Consider the following 22,863-nt stretch of genomic DNA (forward strand, 5'->3'; position numbering starts at 1 on the left):
CCATGGGTAATCGACTGTCGAAGATTGTGACCCGCACGGGTGACGAAGGCCGGACCGGCCTGGGCGATGGCTCGCGGGTGGACAAGGACAGCCACCGCGTCGAGGCGTTTGGCGACGTGGACGAGCTGAACAGTGTCGTGGGCCGGGTCCTGGTCCACGATCTCCCGGAAGAGGTTCGGCGCGTGCTGGCTCTGGTTCAGCACGAGCTGTTCGACCTGGGGGCGGAACTGGCAGTGCCGGGGCATCAGGCACTGCCGGATGCCTCTGTGGAGCGGCTCGATGTGGAGCTGGAAAGCTTCAACGCCGATCTGCCGCCGCTCGAAGAGTTCATCCTGCCGGGCGGTGGCCCGGCCACGGCCGACTGCCACATCGCCCGCACGGTCTGCCGGCGCGCGGAACGTCGTCTGGTGGCGGTGAATCACCATGAGGCGCTGCGGCCGAGTTCGCTGGCCTACATCAATCGCCTGTCGGATCTTCTGTTCGTGCTCTGTCGTGTGCTTGCACGCCACGAGAACGGTGCGGAAGTCCTCTGGCAGCCGGCCAACAAGCGCGGCTGATTCCATCTGCCTTTGCCGGTTTTCGGGTGTCGTTTCCACGGCACCCCCCTGCACATAACGAACTGGCGACGCCACCATTGCACCGGTGGCGTCGCCCCATCGGATTTTCTTCGGGGTTGATCGCATGTCCTTCTGGAAACGCAGCGTGGTTTTGCTGATGGTTGTGCTGTGGAGCGCGCCCGCCTGGGCGGATCCCAAGATTGTCGGCATCGTCTCCGAGCGCTCGGCCCCAGAGGTGGCCGCCGGTGCGCATCGATTCCTGGAGGCCGTGCCGGATGCCGAGGTGGTGCTGCGCACGCCTGAGCAGCTAGCGGACAAGTCGGACTCGTCAGTCCAGGCGCTGTGGCGCGATGCCGACGCGGTGCTCGTGGCCGCGGTGTTCGGGGACCAGGCTGGGCGCCTCGAACGTCTGCTGCGCGAAGAGCCACCGGCCGAGTCAGCGCCGATCCTCGCGATCAACAGTGAACGGCGCCTGACCGCACTGTCCCGCATCGATGGCCAGGTGGTGCTGGAGGAACTGGACGAGGAGGCCCGGACCGAACTGACCGAGAACCCTGAAGCGGGCGAGGATCCGCGCGAGCATCTGTCCCGGCAGCAGGAGCGCTTCTCAAACCAGGCCGACTGGCTGACCGGACGTGCGTTCTATCAGGGCCGCACACCGGAGAACATGGAGGGCCTGATGCGCTGGCTGGCCGCTCGGGGCGGGCACTCGATCGAGGTGCCGGAACCGGATCCGCGCGAGACCATCCGCTATTACCGGGATGGTCAGTCGGTCGCCGATCCGGAGGATCTTGGCCTGGAAGCCAAGCCGGCCGTGGCCGTGCTGGACCTGGATACCGGTGACCGTCCCGGTGACCGCGAGCTGCTGGATGCGACCTGCGAGGCGCTTGAGGCCCAGGACATCCAGTGCTTCGCGGTACTCGCGCGCTGGGGTGGGGCCAGTCGCGAGGCGGTCGAGAACCTCGCGGCATCGGCGGCACCCGCCGAACTGAGCGGGATCGTCAGCCTGCAGGACTTCGTTGTGGGCGGCGGTGGCAATCGCGAGGCGGTGGCCGAGGCCTTCGCCGAGCTGGACGTCCCGGTGGTCAAGGGGATTCGTCTGGCGGACGTGAGCGAGACCGAGTGGCGGCTCTCGCACGAGGGCATCCCCTGGGACAAGGTCCACTATCACGTGGCCATGCCGGAATTGCAGGGCGCCAGTCAGCCGATGGTGCTGGCGACGGCTGGCGAGCCCACGCACGACGAACGTACCGGCGTGCAACTGGCCCTGCCCGAACCGGTGGGCGAGCGGGTGGAGGCCCTGGCCGACCGGATGCAGCGCTGGGACCGGCTGCGCCAGCTGGACAACGCAGACAAGCGGGTCGCGGTCGTGTACTACAACCATCCCCCCGGTCGCCAGAACATTGGCGCCGACAAGCTGGACGTCCCGGAATCGCTGCTGGAGATCCTGCAACGGCTGGAGGCCGCGGGGTACGACCTCGGGGACGAGGTGCCGGAGGATGCCGAGGCCCTGCTGGACATGATCCAGGACCGGGCGGTGAATCTGCCGGAACAGGCGGACGCGCTGGACGCGATTGCCGGCCGGGTCGCCTCGCTGGATCGCGATCAGTACCAGGCATATTTCGACGGCTTGCCCGCCGCGGTGCAGGCGGAGCTGGTCGACGGACCGATCGGCTACCTGCAGGCACGCCTGGAGGCGGCCCGGGACGCGGACAAGCACGAACTCGCGGAAGCCGCGCTGGAAAGCGGTGTCGGTGATCTGCGGCATATGCTCGAGAGCTACCCGCACGACGCCCAGGAACGGGCGCTGGATCTGCTTGCCCAGTACGAGGCCGCCTGGGAGGCCACGCTGGCCGGTGAAGACGAACACGAAACCACCGAGCAGCTGCGCAAGGCCTTAGTGCGTACGGGCATTCCGGGTCTGACCGGATGGGGCGAGCCACCGGGCGAGGCTATGACACGCAACGGCGAGATGCTCTTCCCGGGCATCGAGTTCGGCAACGTGTTCATCGGCCCGCAGCCGCCGCGCGGGTGGGAGGTCAGCGAGCGCTTGCTGCATGCGAACACGACCTTCCCGCCGACTCACCAGTACGCCGGTTTCTACCACTGGATTCGCGAGCACTTCGAGGCGGATGCGTTGGTCTATGTCGGCCGCCATTCCACCCGCGAGTTCCTCCCGCGCCGCCGCGCGGGACTGGCGCCGGACGACTACCCCGAGATCCTCGGCGGTGACCTGCCGATCATCTATCCCTACATCGTCGATGGCGTCGGCGAAGGCATCCAGGCCAAGCGCCGCTCGATGGGCGTGATGATCAGCCACCTGACGCCGCCGCTGGCGGCCACTGAGCTCTACGACAGCCTGCTGGAACTGCGCCAGCTGGTAGAGACCTACGAGGCCGCCGCCCAGCCCGATGCGGCCACCCGCTCGCGCGCCGCCCAGACCCTGCGCGAGCGCATCGACGAGCTGGGCCTGACCGAGACCATCGAACGCGAACTGGCGCGGGGGCATCACCATCACGGCCACGACGACGGGGATGGGCACCACGATGACCACTCCGACGGGCATGCGCACGATGACGGCCATGACCACGACCATGGCCAAGACGATGATCGTCGGCACGACCACGACCACGACCACGACCACGACCACGACCACGACCACGACCACGACCACGACCACGGGCACGGTGACACGCCCCTGGCGGAGATGGACGAAGAACTGCTCGTGCACGAGATCGGCCACTACCTGACCGACATGCAGGAGGACCAGATGCCGCTGGGTCTGCATGTGTTCGGTCGCGACTGGTCGGACGAAGCCGTGGACACGATGCTCGAGTCGATGGCCGGGGATGGTGAGGCCGGTCACGACTGGGACGCCAGGCTGCAGGGTTCGCCCGCCAGTGAACGCGCCCGTCTGCTGGCCGCCCTGGAGGGTCGGTTCGTGCCACCGGGTCAGGGCAACGATCCGATCCGCACGCCGGATGTACTGCCCACCGGGACAAACTTCCATGCCCTGTCGGCGGACCTGGTGCCAACACGAATCGCCTGGGGTATCGGTCAGGAACTCGCCTCGGATGCGCGCGAGCACGGTGATCCGGAGGCGGATGGCAGCGAGGCCATCATCCTCTGGGCCTCCGACACCGTACGTGACGAGGGGGTGATGATCGCCTTCGGCATGGACATGCTTGGAATCCGGCCGACCTGGAACAGTCGCGGGATCGTCGAGGGCCTGGAGCGCATGGACCTCGACGAGGCCGGGCGCGACCGTCGCCGGGATGCCCTGTTCACCACGTCCGGGCTGTTCCGCGATCTCTACGAGGACCAGCTCGTGTGGCTGGACCGGGCCGCACGGCTGGCGCTGGATGGCGCCTCGGAGACCATCCTCGAGGAGCACCCGGAACTGGAAGAGGCACTGGAAGCAGCCCTGGCTCCGCTGGCGGAGGATCTGCGCGATCCCGGCGGCGAGTCGTTGGCGCGTAACGATGTCGCCGCGCAGTGGGTGGAGGACACCGAGGCCCTGCGCGCGGCGGGGCTGGAGGATGCTTCCGCCGGGGAGCAGGCCGCATTGCGCGTGTTCGGTACCGCACCAGGGGCGTACGGCGCCGGGGTCAACCGCCTGGCGGACCGCTCCGGCGCCTGGGAGGATCGCGCCGAACTGGGTGCGGCCTACCTGCGCCGCATGGGGCATGCCTACGGCACAACGGCATCCGGCGATGCGGCACACGAGGCGTTCGAGTCGCGCGTGGCCGGGGTCGGGCGCACCTATCTGGGGCGCGCCTCGCACCTGTACGGGCTGCTGGACAACGACGACGGCTTTGATTTCCAGGGCGGGCTGTCCACTGCCGTGGAAAGCCTGCGTGGCGAGGTGCCGGACAACCGCGTGCTGCAGCATGCCGACCCGGACAATCCGCGAGTGGAGACGCTGGGGCGGGCGCTGATGCGCGAGCTGCAGGGGCAGAACCTGAACCCGCAGTGGATCGAGCCGCTGATGGATCACGGCTATGCCGGGGCCCGCACCATGGCCCGCGACTTCGTCGACAACCTTTGGGGCTGGCAGGCCACCAACCCCGAGATCGTGCGCTCCTGGGTCTGGGACGAGGTGCACGACATCTACCTGCAGGACCGGCACGGGCTGGGCGTGGACGAATTCCTCGCCGACGGCCACAACGTGCATGTGAAAACCCACCTGCAGGCAGTGCATCTGGTGGCCGCCAGTCGCGGATTCTGGGAGGCCGAGCCCGAGGTCCTGGAGGCCCTGTCCGAACGCTTTGCCGAACTGGTGGCGGAACACGGCCTGCCGGGCAGCGGGCACACGCGCCCCGACCACCCGATGCTGGACGAGGTGGCCGAGCGCCTGGAGGACCCCGAACTGCGCGAGGCCTTCGAGGCCGTGCGCGCGTCCGCGCAGATCGATCGCGCACAGGCGGAGGCCGACCCCAGTCGTGTCACCGAGATCCAGCCGCTGGAGGACCCGGACGCCCGGGAGATGCAGGAGATGCCGGAAGCGGCCGAGGCCGAGAGTGGCCAGGAGACCGGCGACGCGGCGGCTGGCATGCCCTGGATTCCCTGGCTGGTCGCCGCCGCCCTGTTCCTGCTGCTGCTCGGCGGTATCGCCGCAGGCCGCCGCCGATAACCGCCGCTTGGGCATCTCCTGTAGGAGGCCAGCCCCCTGGCCGATGGGCCGCCGGATATACCCCATCGGCCAGAGGGCTGGCCTCCTACACAGGAAGGTGAGAAGCGCTGAACAAAGGTTAGTGAGGTAAACGCGAATGCCGTTCTCGATCACGATGGAACTGATGGACACCGTAGTGCGCTGGTTGCTGGAGCCGGTGATTGTCGGCCTGCTGGTGCTGGTGGCGGTCGCCGTCTGGGAGCTTGGGCTCGCACTGGGCGAACGCTCCGGCGGGGTGCGCCGGCTGGAGGCCACCGGCGATGCCGAGCGCCTGGCCTACCGCGCACGGCGCCGCATTGACCGCGCTGATCTGTTGGCACGCATCGGCCCGATGCTCGGGCTGATGGGGACGCTGATCCCGCTGGGTCCAGGGCTGGCCGCGATGGGCCGGGGCGAACTGGAAATCCTCGCTCAGGCGGTTACGGTGGCGTTCAACACCACGGTGCTGGGGCTGCTGGTCGGCATCCTCGGGTTCTTGCTCGGACGCCTGCGGCGGCGCTGGTATGACGCCGCGATGGAGCGCCTGGAGGCAGCGGCATGAGGGTTCCGCACTACCGCGCCAGCCGCTTTGATGCTCCCGACGAAGAACCGATGGGGCCATTGGCCAACCTGGCCGACATCATGCTGGTTTTCGCCGTCGGCCTGATGGTGGTGATGGCCGCCTCGGGGAGCGGCCTTGAACCGGCCAGTGGCGGCGCCGAGATCGAACCAGGGCGCGAGATCCCGGACCCGCCCGAGGGTGCCGGCGAGGCTGGCTCGGGTTTCGAATCGATGGGGCAGGTCTACCGTGACCCGGAGACTGGACGCATGATCCTGATCGGCGAGTAGGCCCGCCCCCTGCGCCCCGAATACGCAATGCAATCAAGGAGTAGATCAACATGACCGACGACACCGAAGCCGCACGCGCCGAACGCCACGCCCAGCGCATGGCGCGCAAGAAGGAGATCGTGGACCGCAAGATCGCCGAGGCGCAGGAAGAAAAGGGCGTGTTCCTGGTCCTGACCGGCACCGGCAAGGGCAAGAGTTCCTCGGGCTTCGGTATGGTCGCCCGGGCCCTGGGGCACGGGATGCAGGTCGGCATCGTGCAGTTCATCAAGGGCCAGTTCGCCACCGGCGAGGAGGCCTTCTTCCGAGGGCAGGACAACGTGCAGTACCACGTGATGGGCGAGGGCTATACCTGGGAAACCCAGGATCGCGAGAAGGATGCCGAAGCCGCCCGCCATGCCTGGGCGCATGCCCGCGACATGCTGCGCGACCCGAATGTCGACCTCGTGCTGCTCGACGAGCTGCATATCGCCCTGAAGTACCAGTACCTGGATGTGGCCGAGGTGCTGGAAGACCTGGCGAACCGCCCGCCGATGCAGCATGTGATTACCACCGGCCGCGCCGCGCCGAAGGCACTGATCGAGGCGGCCGACACCGTGAGCGAGATCGGCGTGGTCAAGCATGCCTTTCAGGCCGGCATCAAGGCGCAGAAGGGGATCGAGCTGTGAGTGTGAGCTGCCCCGCGGCGTTCGTGGCGGCCCCGGCCTCGGGTCAGGGCAAGACCACGATCACCGCCGCCATCGCCCGTTACCACCGCAACCAGGGACGCCGGGTGCGGGTGTTCAAGACCGGCCCGGATTTCCTTGACCCGATGATCCTGGAACAGGCCTCCGGGCATCCGGTGGATCCGTTGCATCTGTGGATGGTGGGGGAGGCGGCGTGCAAGGCGAAGCTTTACGAGGCCGCACAGGAGGCCGACCTGATCCTGGTCGAGGGGTCGATGGGTCTGTTCGATGGCGATCCTTCCGGGGCGGATCTGGCCGTGCGTTTTGGACTTCCAGTATTGGCGCTGATCGATGCCGGAGGGATGGCCCAGACGTTCGGGGCGGTCGTTCATGGGCTGGCGACCTACCGTTCTGACGTTTCGCTCACGGGCGTGATTGCCAATCGAACGGGTAGTGCTCGCCACGGGCAGATGCTGGCCGAGAGTATGCCGGAGGGCGTGCATTTCTACGGTGCCGTGCCCCGCAACGATGGTCTCAGCGTGCCGGATCGTCACCTCGGTCTGGTGCAGGCAGGCGAGATCGAGGATCTCGATGCACGTTTGCAAGCGGCCGCCGAGGCGATTGCCGAGGCCGGAGTCACGGAACTCCCGGCACCGGTCACCTTCGAGCCCGAGCCAATGCCGGAGATCACGCGTGACCTGGAAGGCATTCGTATCGGTATCGCGCGGGACGCCGCATTTGCGTTTACCTATCCCGGCAACCTGGATCTGCTGCGCGCGATGGGTGCCGCACTGGAGTTTTTCTCTCCGGTGGCCGGGGACCGGTTGCCGGAAGTCGATGCCGTGTGGTTGCCCGGCGGGTATCCGGAGCTGCATCTGGATGCCCTGGCGGCCAATGTCGGGCTCAAGCAGGATCTCGCCGAACATCATGCGGCGGGGCGGCCGTTGCTCGCCGAATGTGGCGGATTCCTCTATCTGCTGGATGAATTGACCAATCGCGATGGGCATAAGGCATCCATGGCTGGCCTGATTTCAGGCCATGCCCGTCTGGAGCCCAAACTCCAGGGGCTGGGCCTCCAGAGTGCACCGCTGCCCGAAGGCGAGCTGCGCGGCCACACCTTCCACCATACCCATGCCGAGGTGGACTGGGAGCCGATTGCACACTGTCGCCGAGCACGCGACGGCGGAACCGCAGCCGAGGCCATCTACCGTGAAGGCTGCCTGACGGCCGGATACTTGCACGCCTACTTCCCGTCCGATCCCGCCGCCGCAGCCGCACTATTTCGTAGCGGAGTGTCCAGCGTTCGGTTTGATTGATCTGGATCAACGGAACTCTTGTTTTTGATCGCGACCAGGTTCCCGCGTCTGTAGGGTGGGCTTTAAGCGGTTTGGACCGAGTCTATATCGGTCCGCACCGATATCCGCTTCTCAGATGTCTATTGCTCAAGGGGGACCTGTATGAAAACGCTTTCCGGATTCCGCATGACGGCGCTGGCGGCCTGCGCGGCCGTCGCATTTGGGGCCGCAGCCCCGGCCGTGGCTGATACCGACTATTCCGAATACCGCGACGTGTTCGAGCCGCTGCCGGCGCTGCCGCCGATCCCGGCGGACAACTCGATGACCAAGGAGAAGATCGAGCTGGGCAAGATGCTGTTCTTCGAGCCGCGCATCTCCAGCTCCGGCGTGATCTCCTGCGCGACCTGCCACAACCCGGCGCTGGGCTGGGCGGATCGCATCCCGCGCGCGGTAGGCCATGACGGCCAGGTTGGCGAGCGCAATACCCCGACCGTGCTGAATTCCGGCTTCTTCACCGCGCAGTTCTGGGATGGCCGAGAGGACGACCTGGAGGGGCAGGCCCTGGGCCCGATCCAGGACGCGATCGAGATGGCTATGCCGCTGGAGGATGCGATCGCCCGCCTGGAGGAGTTCAATGAGTACCAGGAGAAATTCGAGGCCGCCTATCCCGACTATGACGGCGACAACGTGATCAATACCGACCACGTGGCCAAGGCGCTGGCGACGTTCCAGCGTACGCTGAACACCCCGAACTCGCCGCTGGATCGCTGGCTGGCCGGGGATGAAGGCGCGATGAGTGATCAGCAGATGCGCGGGATGAAGCTGTTTGCCGATAATGGCTGCGTGGCCTGCCACAGCGGGCCGGCGTTGACCGACAGCAACTTCCATCGCATCCAGGTGCCGGGCTCGGAAGACAAGGGCCGCTATCTGGTCACGGGCGATGAGGCCGACAAGTTCGCCTTCAAGACCCCGACGCTGCGCAATGTGGCGCTGACCTACCCCTACATGAACAACGGTGAGACCGCGACGCTGGACGAGGCGATCCGCATCATGGGGCAGGAGATGCTGGGCATGGAGTTCAGCGATGACGAGGTCGCGGACATCGAGGCCTTCATGCATGCACTGACCGGCGAAATGCCGCGCTTCGACATCCCTGCGCTGCCGTAACTGGCCGCACTGGGATCGGGTGTTTCAAGCCCTCTCCGGAGACGGAGGGGGCTTTTTCGTGGTCAGGACTATTCGACCGTGATGGTGATCTTCTCGGAAACAACTGGTGGGTCGAAGCTGATGTGGCGGTAGTCCATGAACAGCAACTGCAGGGTGTATTCGCCGGGTTCCAGTTCCAGCTCGCCCTCGGTCTGCCCGCCACCGAAATGGCGCTTGTGGTCGGAGAAGGGCAGCGAGGCATCCAGGTCCACCTCGTCGAGCGGCTTGTTCACCAGCAGGTGGTGGTGGCCGGTGTTGTCCATCTCTACACCGGCCGGGGCGACACCCATGCCTCGCAGGCCCATCTGGACCCGCACCGGGCTTTCGAGCGTTTCGCCATCCTGCGGGCTGATGAAATAGACCTTCGCGCCATCCGGCGGTGCAATACGATCGGCGGCCGTGGCGGTGCCGACCAGGGCAAGGCCTCCCGTCAGTACGAGCAGCGTGGAGAGCCGAGTAAGAGTGGTGTTCATGGGTGCTCCTTGGACCCGCGTGCGGGCAGTCGGTTGGCTCGTTTACGAGTATAGTCGGCGGTCCGCGCGGCAGTACGGTGGCGTTCTGCTACCCTATGCGCCTTCGTTTTCCACCTCCCGATCGAGACGAGTAGCCCGCATGAGTTTTCGCACCCGTTTTGCCCCCAGTCCGACCGGCTATCTGCATATCGGCGGTGCCCGCACCGCGCTGTTCTCCTGGCTGTACGCCCGCCACCACGGTGGCGAGTTCGTACTGCGGATCGAGGACACCGATCTGGAGCGCAGCACCGCGGAGTCGGTGAACGCGATCCTCGAGGGCATGAACTGGCTGGGGCTGACCTACGATCACGGGCCGTTCTACCAGACGGAACGCTTCGACCGGTACAAGGAAGTGATCGACCAGTTGATGGCCGCAGGCCACGCCTATCGCTGCTACTGCACCAAGGAAGAGCTGGATGCGATGCGCGAGGAGCAGAAGGCGCGCAAGGAAAAGCCGCGCTACGACGGACGCTGCCGCACGCGCACCGAGCCGCGCGAGGGAGTGGAGCCGGTGATCCGTTTCCGCACGCCGGACGAGGGCGTGACAGTCGTCGATGACATGGTGCGTGGCAAGGTTGCGTTTCAGAACAGCGAGCTGGACGACCTGATCATCGCCCGCTCCGACGGGTCGCCGACCTACAACCTGACGGTGGTGGTCGACGATATGGACATGGGGATCACCCATGTGGTCCGCGGCGACGACCACCTGAACAACACCCCGCGCCAGATCAATATCCTGAAGGCGCTGGGTGTGGAACCGCCACGCTACGGTCATCTGCCGATGATCATGGGCCCGGACGGTGCCAAGCTGTCGAAGCGCCACGGGGCGGTCTCGGTGATGCAGTACCGCGACGAGGGCTACCTTCCGGAAGCGCTGCTGAACTACCTGGTGCGCCTGGGTTGGGCCCATGGTGATCAGGAGATCTTTTCGGTCGACGAACTGGTGCGCTTGTTCGACATCCAGGACGTGAACCAGTCTGCCTCCGCGATCAACCCGGACAAGCTCCTGTGGCTGAACCAGCACTACATCAAGTCGCTGGACCCGGATCATGTGGCGCTGGAGTTCGGCTGGCACCTGGGTCAGCTGGGTATCGATCCGGCCAATGGTCCGGCGATGCGCGATGTGGTAATCGCCCAGCGCGAGCGGGCACGCACCCTGCGCGAGATGGCCGAGAACAGCGTGTACTTCTACCGCGAGTTCGAGGACTACGACGAGAAGGCCGCGCGCAAGCAGCTCACCGTCGAGGCCCTCCCGGTGCTGCAGACGCTGCACGACGGTTTCAGCGCGCTGGGCGCCTGGGAGAAGGAGCCCTTGCACGAGGTCGTGGTGCACACCGGCGAACGGCTGGATCTCAAGCTGGGCAAGGTCGCACAGCCGCTGCGCGTGGCCCTGACCGGCAGCACGGTATCGCCGCCGATCGACGACACCCTGGTGCTGATCGGGCGTGAGCGATCGCTGGCTCGGATCGAGCGGGCGCTGAAGAAAATTTCGGCGGAAGCGGGTTGACACTCCAGGGGGTGCTGGCTACAGTACGCGCTCGCCTGACACGGGGCCATAGCTCAGCTGGGAGAGCGCCTGCATGGCATGCAGGAGGTCGGCGGTTCGATCCCGCCTGGCTCCACCAAATTCGGGTGTAAGCGAGTTCACCGATGCATCGTTTTGGGGTTATATCCATCTGGGTGGGTCTGGTGATCGCAGTGGTTGGACTGTTCGGCGGTTTCGGGCTGATGTTCACCGGGGAGCAAACTTGGTCCAAGCCCCTGATTGCGGCGGTTCCGATCGGATTTCTTCTGGTGTTCACCGGTGTTGTAACCACGATCATTTATCGTGAGACCGCCGGAGGCCACAGAAGCGGCCGGCCCCAGGGCCCGCCAAACTAGCAACAAGACGTTGCCTCTGCGTCCCCATCGTCTAGAGGCCTAGGACACCGCCCTTTCACGGCGGCGACCGGGGTTCGAATCCCCGTGGGGACGCCATTATTCCGAGAAGGCCCGAACCGAAAGGTTCGGGCCTTTTCTTTTGTGCGTGGCGGTACCCGTGCTGGCGCGGGATTGGTTCAGGCGAGCCGCGGGTTCTGCTGCAGCGCCTGCTCGGATGGGTCGCGTCGGGGGATGATGCAGTGGTTGATGCGCACGATCTCGCGTTCGCTCCACTGACGCCAGACGTCGTCGCGAGCGAAGCGGGCATAGTCGAGCAGGGTTAGTCGTTCGATATTCGGGTTGCCGTGGTCGTGGGCCAGACGGCGTGCGCGCTCCAGTTCCTGCCAGCCTTCGCTGTCGGTGCCGTCGCTGCGTTCCAGCAGCGCATGGGCACGCAGCCGCCGGATGGCGGGTTCGAAGCCGTGGTCGCCCCGTTTCAGGCAGTTGGTCAGTGTATCGGTGGCGATCTGCAGACGCTCCGCCGGCTTGGCGCCGGTTGCATGCAGTGCGTCGAGCAGGAAGAGCTGAAAGATGGTGCTGACGCCGTCCATGATGTGGCGCAATGCGTCTGCCTGTTCCCGGAGTGGTACCACGGCCGAGGGGTCGCCCTGGCGCGCCAGGGCCCAGTGCTGCAGCGCCAGGCCGGAGGCCCGCCAGAGGGGGTAGTCGTAGTCCTCGGCAATCGCGAGCGCGCGGCGGGCCGACGCCAGGGCCTCGTCAGGATCGTCGGCGAAGAAGCCAAGCGCTGCCCGAAAGGCGTAGACAAAGGCCTCTGTGGGGCGGTGCTCCAGCGCTGCGGCCTCGGCGCAGGCGGCATCCATTTCATCCCACGCGCGAGCGTGGTTGCCGAAGAAGAGGAGCGTCCAGGCCATGAAGCCGCGTGAGCTGATCGCGGGGTTCTCGGTGTGGCGCGCGACCAGGTGCGGGTGGTCGTCTTCGCGGTACAGGGCGAGCGCCTGGGTCTGGTGTTCCAGCGCCAGCGGTAGCTGACCACTCCAGAAGTGCGTGTTGCCTTGTACGTAGTGCGCGGCGATCCGTAGCAGGCGGTCGTTCGACTGCTCTGCGACCTGTTCCATGTCGTTGGCCAGGCGGTGGGCTTCATCAAAGCCATGCCAGGATCCGGCGCCGTGCCAAAGGCCCCAGAGCACACGAAAGTACTGCACCGCGTCTCGCTGAGGCGCGGTGATCCCCAGGGTGCGTTCGAAGATCGCGTGGACCGTGCGGGAGCCGTACCCCAGCAAGGCGAGGTTTGAGGCACCCAGTCCGCCCAGGGCTCGCTGTGTCTGCGCGTCGCGTTCTTCCGAGGGTTCCCGGTCGCCCAGCTCGCGATCGAGGCAACTGAGCGCGTCTTCGAAGTAGTGCGAGGCTTCCAGCAGCATGCCCCGGGCGAACGCCGCCTCTCCCGCCTCGAGCCAGGCGGGCACTGCCTCGTCCACGCGCCCGGCGTTATAAAGATGGCTGGCCACCTGGCCCCAGTCGATACTGCCCGTGCCTCCATCGTCACGCAGGAGATCGGCCAGGCGGCCGTGAAGACGCGCTCGTTCGGCCACCAGCATGGATTCGTAGGCAGCCTGCTGAAACAGGGCGTGACGGAAACGGTAGCGCACACCGTCCAGGACGCCGATCGGCTCGATAAATCCACGGCCCGTGAGGCGGCTGAGCTGGCGGCGGATCGTGTCGGCCGGCTGCTCCAGGAGGTGACTCAGGATGCGTGTATCAAAATCGCGTCCGATTACGGCCGCGGCGTGGGCCAGATCACGCGCGGTGCCGGTTTGTTCCAGACGTGCCACCAGGAGATTGGCCAGCCCGGGCGGCAAGGTGTCGGGAAGGGTCCCCGTGCGCGCGGCTTCGAGGGTGTAGCGCGTCAGCTCCTCGAGAAAAAGCGGGACGCCCTCGCCGCGTTCGATGAGTTGCGCGCGCAGGTGTTTCGTCAGGCGATGCCGGGTGTCGCAACGCTCGATGAGTTCATGTGCAGCCTGGTCGGGCAGGGCGTGCAGTCGCAGGTGCTCGAGCGGGATATCGCGCCAGTTGGAGCGAAAACTCATGCGGGCCGTGAGCAGGGTCAGCAACGGCCGGTCATGCAGGCGCTGATACAGGCGTCGGAGGAATTCGGCCGTGCCGGAATCCATCCAGTGCAGGTCGTCGCAGATCAGCAGGATGGGGCCTCGTTGGGCTCGGCGCCGGGCGAGTTCGACGAGGACGTCAATGATGTGATCCCGGTCGAGACCCTGCGCGGCCAGTGCTTCGAGGCCGTTGCTGTCCGGGTGCGTGAGCCAGTGCGCCAGGCCGTCGGCGATGCCGGCATCGAGTGACCGAGCGGTGCCGAGGGCGCGTGCCAGTCGCCGCTGGCGGCTGGCATTCATGTTGCCCAGTCCAAGCCAGGTGGCGAACGCCTGACGCACAGGCGTCAACAAGTGCCGCGAGCGGTCCTCGCGGCACTTCAGCAGGAAGCGCGAGCGCGCCTGGCCGCGGATACGCTCGTCGAGGTGTCGGGCGAGACGGCTCTTGCCCAGTCCGGCTTCACCCTGGATCAGCACGAAGTGCGGCTTGTGATGGTCGAGTGCCTGGCGCCAGATCTTGTGCAGGCGCTCAAGCTCCTCCGTGCGTCCCGCCAGAGGGGTGAGGCCACCCCGGGCGTGCTGGGCATCGACGCGATCCAGCGGGCCGGGGTCACCGGTGACGCGCTGGCTGCCTTCGAGTTCTCCCGTGCCCGCGTGAGGGCTGAACAGAAAATACCCCGAGACGCGCTGGTGCACGGAAGGCGAGACCACGAGCGTTCCCGTGTCGGTCGACCGTGCCAGAGCCTGCGCGCGCTGACTGAGTTGGCCAGCGGGGTCGGGGGTGTCCGGGTCGACCCCGGTTACGATGAGGTCGGTATCGACGCTCATGCGCAGCTGACAGTCGCTCGGGGCTGTCTGGAGGACTTGCCAGGCGGCGTGCACGGCATCGACGGTGGCCTGCTCGCGTCCTGCAGGATAGCCAAAATAGGCGAGGAGGCCGCTGCCAGGGGCCCGTACGACATGCCCCCGATGGTTCAGCAGGACCAGGTCCAGCTGCTCCAGGGTGTGTTGCATGCGTTCATGCTGCAGTTCGACATCAAGCTTGGCGTCCGCCTGGACCAGGCAGGCCACCACGGTGACCCGGCGGCGCTCGGCACGCAGGGAGGCCGTCTCGGGCGCGGCAGTCGGAGACACCGTTGCCGGTGTCTTTGGTGTTGGGGCCAGGATTTCGTCGCGGGTTCGCACCAGCAGCTGGCCAGGCCCATCGACTGCCTGGCGCTCCAGGCGGCCAAAGTGTTCCAGCGCCCGCTCGCGGTTACCCATGCCGGCCAGGGTCAGCATGACCAGGCGGTGCAGGGCCTCTTCATGGGGCTCTATCGCCAGTAGTCGCTGGAGCTCGGTGAGCAGGGATTCGGCGTCTGCGGAATGGCAGAGATCGTCGAGATTCTCCTCGATCAGGAGGAGCAGCTGGGACCAGTAGTGGTCGCGCTGTGTCTGTGCCCAGGCGGCGAGCTCGGGGAGATCCTGGAGTGCGCGCACGGGATCAAGAAAGGGGCCATGGTAGTGGCGGATGCTCGCGAGGGTCTGTGCGGCCAGTTCGTTGCAGCTCAGGTGGCTGCGGTCGGCCCGCAGGCGGTGCAGGGCGAGGAAATCGATCTCGGTGCCGGGCTGAAGCTGAAAGTGGACATAGCGCGGTGTGGCCTCGAGCAGGGCGGCGGGCGGGTCTGGCAGTTGTCGGCGTAGCTGAAAGAGTCCCTGGCGCAGGTTGACACGTGCGCTGTCGCTGTCCAGCTCGGGCCAGAACAGGTGCGCCAGCTCCTGGCGTGGCACGCGCCGTGGGCATTCCGCCGCCAGGTAGGTCAGCAGCAGCCCCAGCTTGGTGCCGGACAGGGCGGGCACATCACGGCCCTCGACCCGCACGCCGACTGTGCCGAAGGTCGTGATCTCCAGATGAGCCAACCATCCCCCCCTGTCGCAAACGCCGGGTGCATGCCAACGGACGTCGCCGCCGTTGCCGGTGCCCGGGTGGTTACTGCGTGTCTTGCCCGCGCTATCTGGCCGCTAGACCAAATCACCCGAATTGTACCGGGATTTGGGACGCCGGGTCAGTCGATCCGGATGGTGGTGTATCCCTGCTGCTCGTAGCCCATGATGGACAGGAAGGTGTTGCCCACCAGATTGATGCCCGGGATCAGATCGTCCTGGCCGAGATCGAAGCGACGGGTGGCGATGTAGCAGGCCTCCATATGGACGCCATCCAGCTCCTGGATGTCGGCCAGACGGTCATGGATGTGGCGTACGGCCGAGACGTCTTCGATCTCCAGGTGGTCGGTATCGCGCGCGATCAGCGCGGCGGCACCACCGCGAAACGCGAAGACCATGTTCGGTTCCAGACCCTGGCGCACCATGTCCTCGTGGGTCTCCTCGATAACGCTCAGCCGGGCAATCAGGCGTTCGGGATCGCCAATGGTGATGTCCCAGAGGATCTGGCCGTGTTCGATGCCTGCGAGTGCACGCTCGTCGGAGGGCTTTTCCGCCGCCACCGGACCCGTGAGCAGGAAGGCCAGCAGGACAGTACCGATCATGCCGATCAGCCGGTATTTCATGGCGAACTCCTTGCCGACGCCGGGTCGGTTTCTGCGGTAACAATGCTCCGAGTTTAGGGCATGGGAGCCCGTGTGCACACGAGTTCCCATGCCCCAGCGTGCTTCGGGGAGCCGGTTGGATGGCCCCCGCGCGGGCGACTTAGTGCCCGTGGTAGCCCTTGTGCAGGTACTCGACACCCTCGAGGTTTTGCACCTGGATCTCGCGTACCGGGATGAAGCGTGCAGTGCCGGGCCCGACGATCTCCTCGGTAACGCGGATGCGGTACGGGGCTTTCGAATTCAGGACCTGCCCGACGTATTGCTTGCCCTCGTGGGTCACGCGTACCGGGGTCGTCTTGTCGTGGCGGCTGAAGTTGTAGCTAACGCCTTTGGGGTAGTTCAGGTTGCGTTCGGAAAAGGTCATGTCTGGGCCTTGCTGGATGACTTGGTTTGACTGGTTGATGTGTTTTTGATGGCCTCGAAGGCCTCCAATGCGGCCTGGCGGCTGGCTTTCAGATCGACGATCGGGTCGGGATAGCCCAGGGTGCCGCCGGCGCCCGGGGCGTGAATATACCGTGTTTCGGTCTTCTTGAGCACCGGCAAAAAGCGTCGCACGAATCGGCCGTCCGGGTCGTATTGTTCCCCCTGGCGTTGTGGGTTGAAGATGCGGAAATAGGGTGCGGCATCGGCGCCGCAACCACCGGCCCACTGCCAGCCCAGGGTGTTGGAGGCGAGATCGGCGTCGACCAGGGTGTCCCAGAACCAGCGGGCGCCGTGCCCCCAGTGCAGGCGCAGGTTCTTGGTCAGGAAGGAGCCGACCACCATGCGCAGGCGGTTGTGCATCCAGCCGGTTTCCCACAGCTGGCGCATCGCCGCGTCCACGATCGGGATGCCGGTACGACCCTGTTGCCAGGCGGCGAGGTCGCCCTCCGAATCTCGCCAGGGGAAATCCTCGAAGCGCGGGTTCAGGGGCTGTTCCGGCGTGTGCGGGAAGTGATAGAGCACATGGTGCGCAAAGTCGCGCCAGCCAAGCTCGCGCACGAAGGACTCGGGCCCCCGGTGCTCCGGGCAGATGCCGGCATCGCGCAGCGCGCGCAACACCTGGCGCGGCGAGACCTCGCCAAAATGCAGATGCGGTGACAGCCCGGAGGTGCCGTCCTGGTCGGGGCGGTCCCGGCTGTCGGCATAGCCTGCGATCGTCTGCCCGAGGAACCGCTCCAGGCGGTCCCGGGCGCCGCGTTCGCCGGGCGTCCAGGTGGCGCGCAGGCCGCCGGCCCAGTCGATTTGTGGCAGCAGTGCCAGGTCGTCGAGCGACAGGGAACGCGGTGGTTTCTCGGGCCCCGGAAGGCGGGAGGGAGCGGGGAGCGGGTTCTGTTCGATCCCGCGCTGCAGGCAGGCGCGCCAGAACGGGGTGAAGACCCTGTACGGGCCGCCCTGGCCGGTTTCGACATCCCAGGGCTCGATCAACAAGGCCGCGTTGAAACTGCGAACCTCCAGGCCGTCGGCGCGCAGCCCGGCCTTGATTCCTTGATCGCGCAGGACGCGGGCCGGTTCGTAGACGCGGTTCCAGCACACGGCCTCGGCCCCGGTCTCGGCGACCAGCTCGCGCAGGGTGTCGAGGCTCGGGCCGGCGCGCACGACCAGAGGGCTACCGGCCTTGTTCAGCGTCTCGCTGAGCGACTGCAGGCTGTGGTGCAGCCACCAGTTGGAGGCGGCCCCGGGGGGCCACCGCAGGTCCTCGTCCGGGGCATGGATGAACACGGGGATCACGGCTCCGCCGCGCTCGACGGCGGCGTGCAGTGCGGGCTGGTCGGCCAGGCGCAGGTCCTGGCGCAGCCAGACGAGGGTGGGTCCGGGCATCAGAGTCGCTCCCCCTGGCGCAGCCGTTCGCGGATCGCGGCGGCCTGTGTGCGAATGGCCTGAAGGCGTTCGGTGTCCATCTTCTCGATGTGCTTCCACTGCAGTGCGGTGCGCGGATGATTCGCGAAGCGATCGCGGTGGCGATCGAGGAAGTCCCAGTAGAGGGTTGTGAACGGACAGGCGTCGTCGCCCAGCGCCTCGGTCGGGCGGTAGCGACACTGCGTGCAGTAGTTGCTCATGCGCTGGATGTAGCGCCCGGTGGCGACATAGGGCTTGGAGGCCATCCGGCCGTCATCGGCGTACTGCGACATGCCGATTACGTTCGGCATCTCGACCCATTCCACCGCATCGACGTAGATGCCCAGATACCACCTGTGAATGGCGGCCGGTTGTACCCCCAGCAGCTGCGCGAACAGGCCGGTGACCATCAGGCGCTGGATGTGGTGGGCATAGCCAAGACGCAGGGTCTGCCCGACGGCTTCGCGCAGGCAGTGCATCCCGGTGTCGGCATCCCAGTACAGTGCCGGCAGGGGCTCACCGGCTTCGAGCGCATTCCATTCGTGCCAGTGCTCGCCGAAATGGAAATACAGGCCGCGCACGTATTCGCGCCAGCCCAGGATCTGACGGACAAAGCCTTCCACTGCGGCCAGCGGGGCATGGCCACTGCGCCAGGCGTCCTCTGCGGCAGCGATCACCTCGCGCGGGCCGAGCAGGTGCAGATTCAGGGCGGCGGACAGACGGGCGTGGTACAGCCAGGGCTCGCCGTACCACATCGCGTCCTGGTACTGACCGAAGTGGGGTAGCCGGTGGGCGATGAAATCGTCCAGCGCCTCGCGCGCCTGTGCGGGCGTGACCGGCCAGTCGAAGTCCTCGCAGCGGCCGGGGAGGTCCGGCAGCTGCTCGGCGGCGGTCTGGATGACCCCGCGCGTGACGGCATCGGGCGGGAATCCTTTTGGCGCGGGCACCCGGCCGGGGCCTTCGCGGCCGAAATGCCCCCGGTTCTCGGCGTCGAAGTTCCACTGGCCGCCGGCGGGCTGGCCGTCCTCCATCAGCACCTCAAGGCGGCGGCGCTGGTTGCGGTAGAAATACTCCATACGTAGTTGCTTGCGGGTCCCGGCCCATTCGGAGAATGCCTCGAGCGATACCAGGAACAGCGGGTCGGGCAGGATGGTGAGCGTGACCCCGGCGCTGCGGCAGGCCGCCTCCAGCTCGTGCTGTACGCGAACTTCGCCGGGTTGCAGGACCTGAACCTCGCGTGGACGCAGGCTGCGCAGATCGGCCTCCAGGGCGGATTCGAGCGTGTGGTGCCTGTGTTCGCCCAAGGCATGGTAGTGCAGTGTCCATCCGTCCTCGCGCTGGCGCCGGGCGAAGTGGCGCATCGCCGAGAGGAACAGCACGGTACGGGCGGCGTGTGACGGGACATGCAGCGACTCGCCCGGCACCTCGGCCATCCACAGGGCATCACGGGACGGGTGCAGGGACTCCAGCGCGGGGTGTGGCTGGGCGAGCTGGTCGCCGAGGACCACCAGCAATTTCGTCGGGTAGCCGTTCGCGGTCGGAGGGTGGCCGGAGTCCACGAGCCGTGGTGGACCGGCTCAGTGAGGCAGCTGTCGGCTGAGGAGTTCGGCCGCTTCGAGCGGCGCGCCTGGCAGTACTTCGATCTCGCGCTGGTGATTCACCTGGGAGAGTTCGAGCGCGGCGGAACCCGCCAGATAGCAGCGCGGCCCGGGGCGATTCAGGATGGCCTCAATGCGCGGCAGTTCGGGGGAGCGCATCAACTGCGAGGAGCCGTGGATAATCACGGCAGGCGCGGACTGGCGTTTCACCAGTGCCTCGAGGGCCTCGGGGCTGGTTGCGTCAAACAGAGGCAGTGTTTTGAGACCTCGCCGGGCACAGGCCAGTTGCAGGAGCATGCCGCCCACCTGCTGGTGCCCGCCGCCCAGGACCAGGCAGGGGATCGCGGGACCTTCGCAGGCCCGGATCGCGGCGCGCAACTGATCGGCAAAGGCCGCGGTGGCCCAGGCCGCGAAAACCGCCAGGCGCACCTCGCCCTCGGGCGAGTGCCGCGATTCCTCGCGCAGACGCCGATAGACGTCGAGAAAGGCGCTTTCGTGCACGCCGTTCCAGCCGTGGCGCATGACCAGGCGGGCATAGGTCCTTTCCAGCTGACTAACGTCCAGTTCCGCGACGGAGGCGTAGAGCGCCTCGGCCAGTGGGTCGAGCGTGTGAGGGGCGATACCGGGCTTGCTGGTGCCCGTGCGATTGTGAATAGCGGGCGCTTCGGATTCGGTGTGCGACGAGGAGGGTAGTTCCACCGTTGCGCTTTCGCTGGCCAGGACCCGATGGACCTGGGAGACCGGAATCCCCTGGTCGAGCAGCTCCAGGATGCGCTTGATGCGGGCAATGTCGTCTGCGCTGTACAGCCGATGACCCTTGGGCGTGCGCATCGGGCGAATCAGCCCGTAGCGGCGCTCCCAGGCGCGCAGAGTGACGTCATTGATCCCGGTCTCCGCGCACACGTGGCGGATGGGATAAAGACCTTCCTGTTCGGATGTGCTCAATTGTGTCGCGCTGGCCATGGGTTAACTGTACAGCATCTGTACGGATCATGTACTGCGTATTCGGACCGAGCATCGGCCGTACTGATGGTTGCCGTCAACCCCGGCCTCGACCGCCCCCGCGATTGGCCGCCAGGCCTTCATGGGGGTATCTGCGTTGGAATGAACCCGAACGGGGTTTAGTCCCCTAATAGGGCAAAGGATCCCATACGGAGGCGAACCATGCCGCAGGACGGACACAGAGCGCGACATCCGGTCATTCGGGGCGGTTCCATGCTGGCCGTGGTTACGGCCCTGTCTTTGGCAGTGGCTATGCCGGTGCAGGCCAATCCCGAAATGGCAGAGAGTATTTCCCCGTACCTCCGGTTGCATATCGACGACCCGGTAAAGTGGCGTGCCTGGGATCCTGCGCTGCTGGAGAAAGCCCGTGAGGAACAGCGCCCGCTATTGATCTCGAGTGGGTACTACTCCTGCTATTACTGCCACGTCATGCAGGAGGAGAGCTTCCAGGACGAAGGCATCGCCGAGCGCCTGAACGAGCACTTCATCCCGGTCAAGGTCGATCGCGAGGTGAACGGTGCACTCGATACCTATCTGCTCGAGTTTCAGCGCGCGACTGCCGGAGCAACTGGCTGGCCACTGAACGTGGTGGTCACGCCCGAGGGGTACGCGTTGACAGGTGTGGTGTATGCCCCGCGCGATCAGTTCGCGGAGTTCCTGGACGGCATTACCGACCGCCTTGAGGCCGACTATGACAGGCTGCTGGAGCTCGCCCGACGCGGCAGCGACGAGCTCTCCGAGCAATTGCGCAAGGGCGAAGAGCCCATGTCCGACAGCCGGGCTGCGCGTCTGCCGCAGGTCCTCTGGAACGCGATGGAACGCGAGGCCGATGACCTCCAGGGCGGATTCGGGAGTTCGACCAAGTTCCCGCATTCGCCGTGGCTGCGCGCGATGCTTGAGGCCGAACAGGCTGGCAAGGCGCCGGACTGGGTCCCGGAATTTCTCGAGATCACGCTGGACGAGATGAGCGGATCCGGGCTGCGTGACGTACTGGGTGGCGGGTTCTTTCGTTATTCCGAGTCGCCGGACTGGGATGAGCCGCATTTCGAGGTGATGCTGGAGGACCAGGCCCAGCTGGCCTGGCTTTACCTCAAGGCCGGCGCGTACTTCGATCGCGATGACTGGGTCGATATTGGTCTGGAGAACCTCGATTTCGTGAAGCGCGACATGGCCCTGCGCGAGGATGATCTGGGCGAACAGGCTGACGTCGGTCCCAAGGGATTTCGTGGATTCGCGGCCAGTCTCTCGGCCATCGACGAGCAGGGGCGCGAGGGCGGCGCATACCTGTGGCCGGAGGAAGACCTCGACACGGCGCTGGCGGATCACGCGAACCCGGAGCTGGTGCGGGCCTATTTCGGGATGGAAGGGGCCTCGGTGTTCGACCTCGGATACCTGCCGCGTGGAGGCGACTCCATCGCCCAACTGGCCGAGCGCTTCGAGCTCGACGAGGAGGCGGTGCAGGAGAAAGTGGACAGCGGCCGTGAGGCCCTGATTCGGGCCCGCGAGGAGCGTGGTCTGCCACGCGACGAAAAGGTGCTGACCGGGGCGCACGGGCTCCTGCTGTCCGCGCTGGCGCTGGCGGCCGACCACGACGAGCGCTTCGAGGAGGCCGGAGAGGCCGTGCGCTCGTGGTTGCTGGAGGTGGCCGAGTCGCCCGAGCAGCTGCCGACGCTGATGGGCCTGCCGAGCGAGGATGCCGGCGAGGCGACGCTGAACGATTACGCCTATGTTACCCAGGGGCTGCACGACTGGGATTCGGCGCGCGACAGTGGTGATCGCGATATCGCGATCGCCTTGCTGGAGACGGCCTGGGAGCGTTTCCGTGATGACGACGGCTTTCGGTCCGAGCCGGAACCCCCGCTGCCCGGGATGATCTCGCAGCGCTTCCATCCGGCGGTGCATCGGCCGTCGCCGACCACGCTGATCCTGCGGATGACCGAAGAGTGGCTGGAGCACAGCGAGGCGCTCAGGACGGCCTTCGAGGAATACGACTTGCGCCCGGGGCGCGGAGTCGAAGGGCAGCCGAAGCATCATGCGCGGCTGATCCTCTGGTTCGAGGAACGCGACTGATCGCCAGCGCCCGGCGTGTGTCGCACCTGTCCGGTGCCGTTGAGGCTGGGCGTGGTTCGTCTTTCAGTGTTTACGGTG

17 protein-coding genes and 2 tRNA genes are annotated in these 22,863 nt (G+C 66.4%); 12 read left to right on the forward strand and 7 right to left on the reverse strand.

Annotation, left to right across the window (positions count from 1 at the left end; translation table 11 throughout):
- The first annotated feature begins 2 nt into the window (after positions 1-2).
- From F579_RS0100885 to F579_RS0100915, 7 genes are all read left to right on the forward strand, one after another.
- Positions 3-557 carry a cob(I)yrinic acid a,c-diamide adenosyltransferase gene (locus F579_RS0100885; RefSeq protein ID WP_012982204.1) on the forward strand — a complete coding sequence of 185 codons (555 nt, stop codon included), beginning with the start codon at positions 3-5 and terminating at the stop codon, positions 555-557.
- 124 nt (positions 558-681) lie between these two features.
- Complete coding sequence (locus F579_RS0100890) at positions 682-5,190, forward strand: cobaltochelatase subunit CobN (RefSeq protein ID WP_019024688.1); 4,509 nt, start codon at positions 682-684, stop codon at positions 5,188-5,190.
- A gap of 136 nt (positions 5,191-5,326) precedes the next feature.
- On the forward strand, positions 5,327-5,770 hold the full coding sequence (locus F579_RS0100895; RefSeq protein WP_018174775.1) for a MotA/TolQ/ExbB proton channel family protein: 444 nt from the start codon (positions 5,327-5,329) through the stop codon (positions 5,768-5,770).
- Entirely contained in the window at positions 5,767-6,057 is a 291-nt protein-coding gene (locus F579_RS0100900) for a DUF2149 domain-containing protein (protein WP_018138715.1), read from the forward strand. The genes F579_RS0100895 and F579_RS0100900 overlap by 4 nt, the downstream gene beginning before the upstream one ends.
- A gap of 50 nt (positions 6,058-6,107) precedes the next feature.
- Positions 6,108-6,722, forward strand: coding sequence for a cob(I)yrinic acid a,c-diamide adenosyltransferase (gene cobO, locus F579_RS0100905; RefSeq protein WP_019024687.1), 615 nt, complete (start codon positions 6,108-6,110; stop codon positions 6,720-6,722).
- A complete protein-coding gene (locus F579_RS0100910) occupies positions 6,719-8,035 on the forward strand; it encodes a cobyrinate a,c-diamide synthase (RefSeq protein WP_019024686.1) in 1,317 nt (438 codons plus the stop codon). Before cobO ends, F579_RS0100910 begins: the two co-directional genes overlap by 4 nt.
- Positions 8,036-8,200: 165 nt before the next feature.
- Complete coding sequence (locus tag F579_RS0100915) at positions 8,201-9,181, forward strand: cytochrome-c peroxidase (RefSeq protein ID WP_019024685.1); 981 nt, start codon at positions 8,201-8,203, stop codon at positions 9,179-9,181.
- A 68-nt stretch (positions 9,182-9,249) separates the two neighbouring features.
- On the opposite strand, the gene F579_RS0100920 is transcribed toward F579_RS0100915, so the two are convergent.
- Positions 9,250-9,693 carry a DUF4399 domain-containing protein gene (locus tag F579_RS0100920; RefSeq protein WP_019024684.1) on the reverse strand — a complete coding sequence of 148 codons (444 nt, stop codon included), beginning with the start codon at positions 9,691-9,693 and terminating at the stop codon, positions 9,250-9,252.
- A gap of 139 nt (positions 9,694-9,832) precedes the next feature.
- On the opposite strand from F579_RS0100920, the gene gltX reads away from it, so the two are divergent.
- From gltX to F579_RS0100940, 4 genes are all read left to right on the forward strand, one after another.
- A complete protein-coding gene (gltX, locus tag F579_RS0100925) occupies positions 9,833-11,239 on the forward strand; it encodes a glutamate--tRNA ligase (RefSeq protein ID WP_019024683.1) in 1,407 nt (468 codons plus the stop codon).
- 42 nt (positions 11,240-11,281) lie between these two features.
- Positions 11,282-11,357, forward strand: a tRNA-Ala gene (locus F579_RS0100930).
- Between the two features lie 25 nt (positions 11,358-11,382).
- Positions 11,383-11,613 carry a hypothetical protein gene (locus tag F579_RS0100935; RefSeq protein ID WP_012982227.1) on the forward strand — a complete coding sequence of 77 codons (231 nt, stop codon included), beginning with the start codon at positions 11,383-11,385 and terminating at the stop codon, positions 11,611-11,613.
- A gap of 20 nt (positions 11,614-11,633) precedes the next feature.
- Positions 11,634-11,709 (forward strand) — tRNA-Glu (locus F579_RS0100940).
- Between the two features lie 80 nt (positions 11,710-11,789).
- On the opposite strand, the gene F579_RS0100945 is transcribed toward F579_RS0100940, so the two are convergent.
- The 6 genes from F579_RS0100945 to F579_RS0100970 form a co-directional block, all read right to left on the reverse strand.
- The gene (locus F579_RS0100945) at positions 11,790-15,611 is read right to left on the reverse strand and encodes an AAA family ATPase (RefSeq protein ID WP_019024682.1); all 3,822 of its coding nucleotides are present in this window, start codon (positions 15,609-15,611) and stop codon (positions 11,790-11,792) included.
- A gap of 146 nt (positions 15,612-15,757) precedes the next feature.
- On the reverse strand, positions 15,758-16,258 hold the full coding sequence (locus tag F579_RS0100950) for a hypothetical protein (RefSeq protein WP_019024681.1): 501 nt from the start codon (positions 16,256-16,258) through the stop codon (positions 15,758-15,760).
- Positions 16,259-16,397: 139 nt separating this feature from the next.
- Positions 16,398-16,661, reverse strand: coding sequence for a hypothetical protein (locus F579_RS0100955; RefSeq protein WP_018138735.1), 264 nt, complete (start codon positions 16,659-16,661; stop codon positions 16,398-16,400).
- The gene (locus F579_RS0100960; protein WP_019024680.1) at positions 16,658-18,097 is read right to left on the reverse strand and encodes a deoxyribodipyrimidine photo-lyase; all 1,440 of its coding nucleotides are present in this window, start codon (positions 18,095-18,097) and stop codon (positions 16,658-16,660) included. Before F579_RS0100960 ends, F579_RS0100955 begins: the two co-directional genes overlap by 4 nt.
- Complete coding sequence (locus tag F579_RS0100965) at positions 18,097-19,629, reverse strand: cryptochrome/photolyase family protein (RefSeq protein ID WP_026301077.1); 1,533 nt, start codon at positions 19,627-19,629, stop codon at positions 18,097-18,099. Before F579_RS0100965 ends, F579_RS0100960 begins: the two co-directional genes overlap by 1 nt.
- Before the next feature lie 63 nt (positions 19,630-19,692).
- Complete coding sequence (locus F579_RS0100970; RefSeq protein WP_038029254.1) at positions 19,693-20,676, reverse strand: MerR family transcriptional regulator; 984 nt, start codon at positions 20,674-20,676, stop codon at positions 19,693-19,695.
- A 252-nt stretch (positions 20,677-20,928) separates the two neighbouring features.
- On the opposite strand from F579_RS0100970, the gene F579_RS0100975 reads away from it, so the two are divergent.
- Positions 20,929-22,785, forward strand: a complete 1,857-nt coding sequence (locus F579_RS0100975) for a thioredoxin domain-containing protein (RefSeq protein WP_026301076.1) — start codon at positions 20,929-20,931, stop codon at positions 22,783-22,785.
- The last annotated feature ends 78 nt before the right edge of the window (positions 22,786-22,863 follow it).

This window comes from Thioalkalivibrio sp. ALJ21, assembly GCF_000378605.1.
Classification (GTDB): domain Bacteria; phylum Pseudomonadota; class Gammaproteobacteria; order Ectothiorhodospirales; family Ectothiorhodospiraceae; genus Thioalkalivibrio.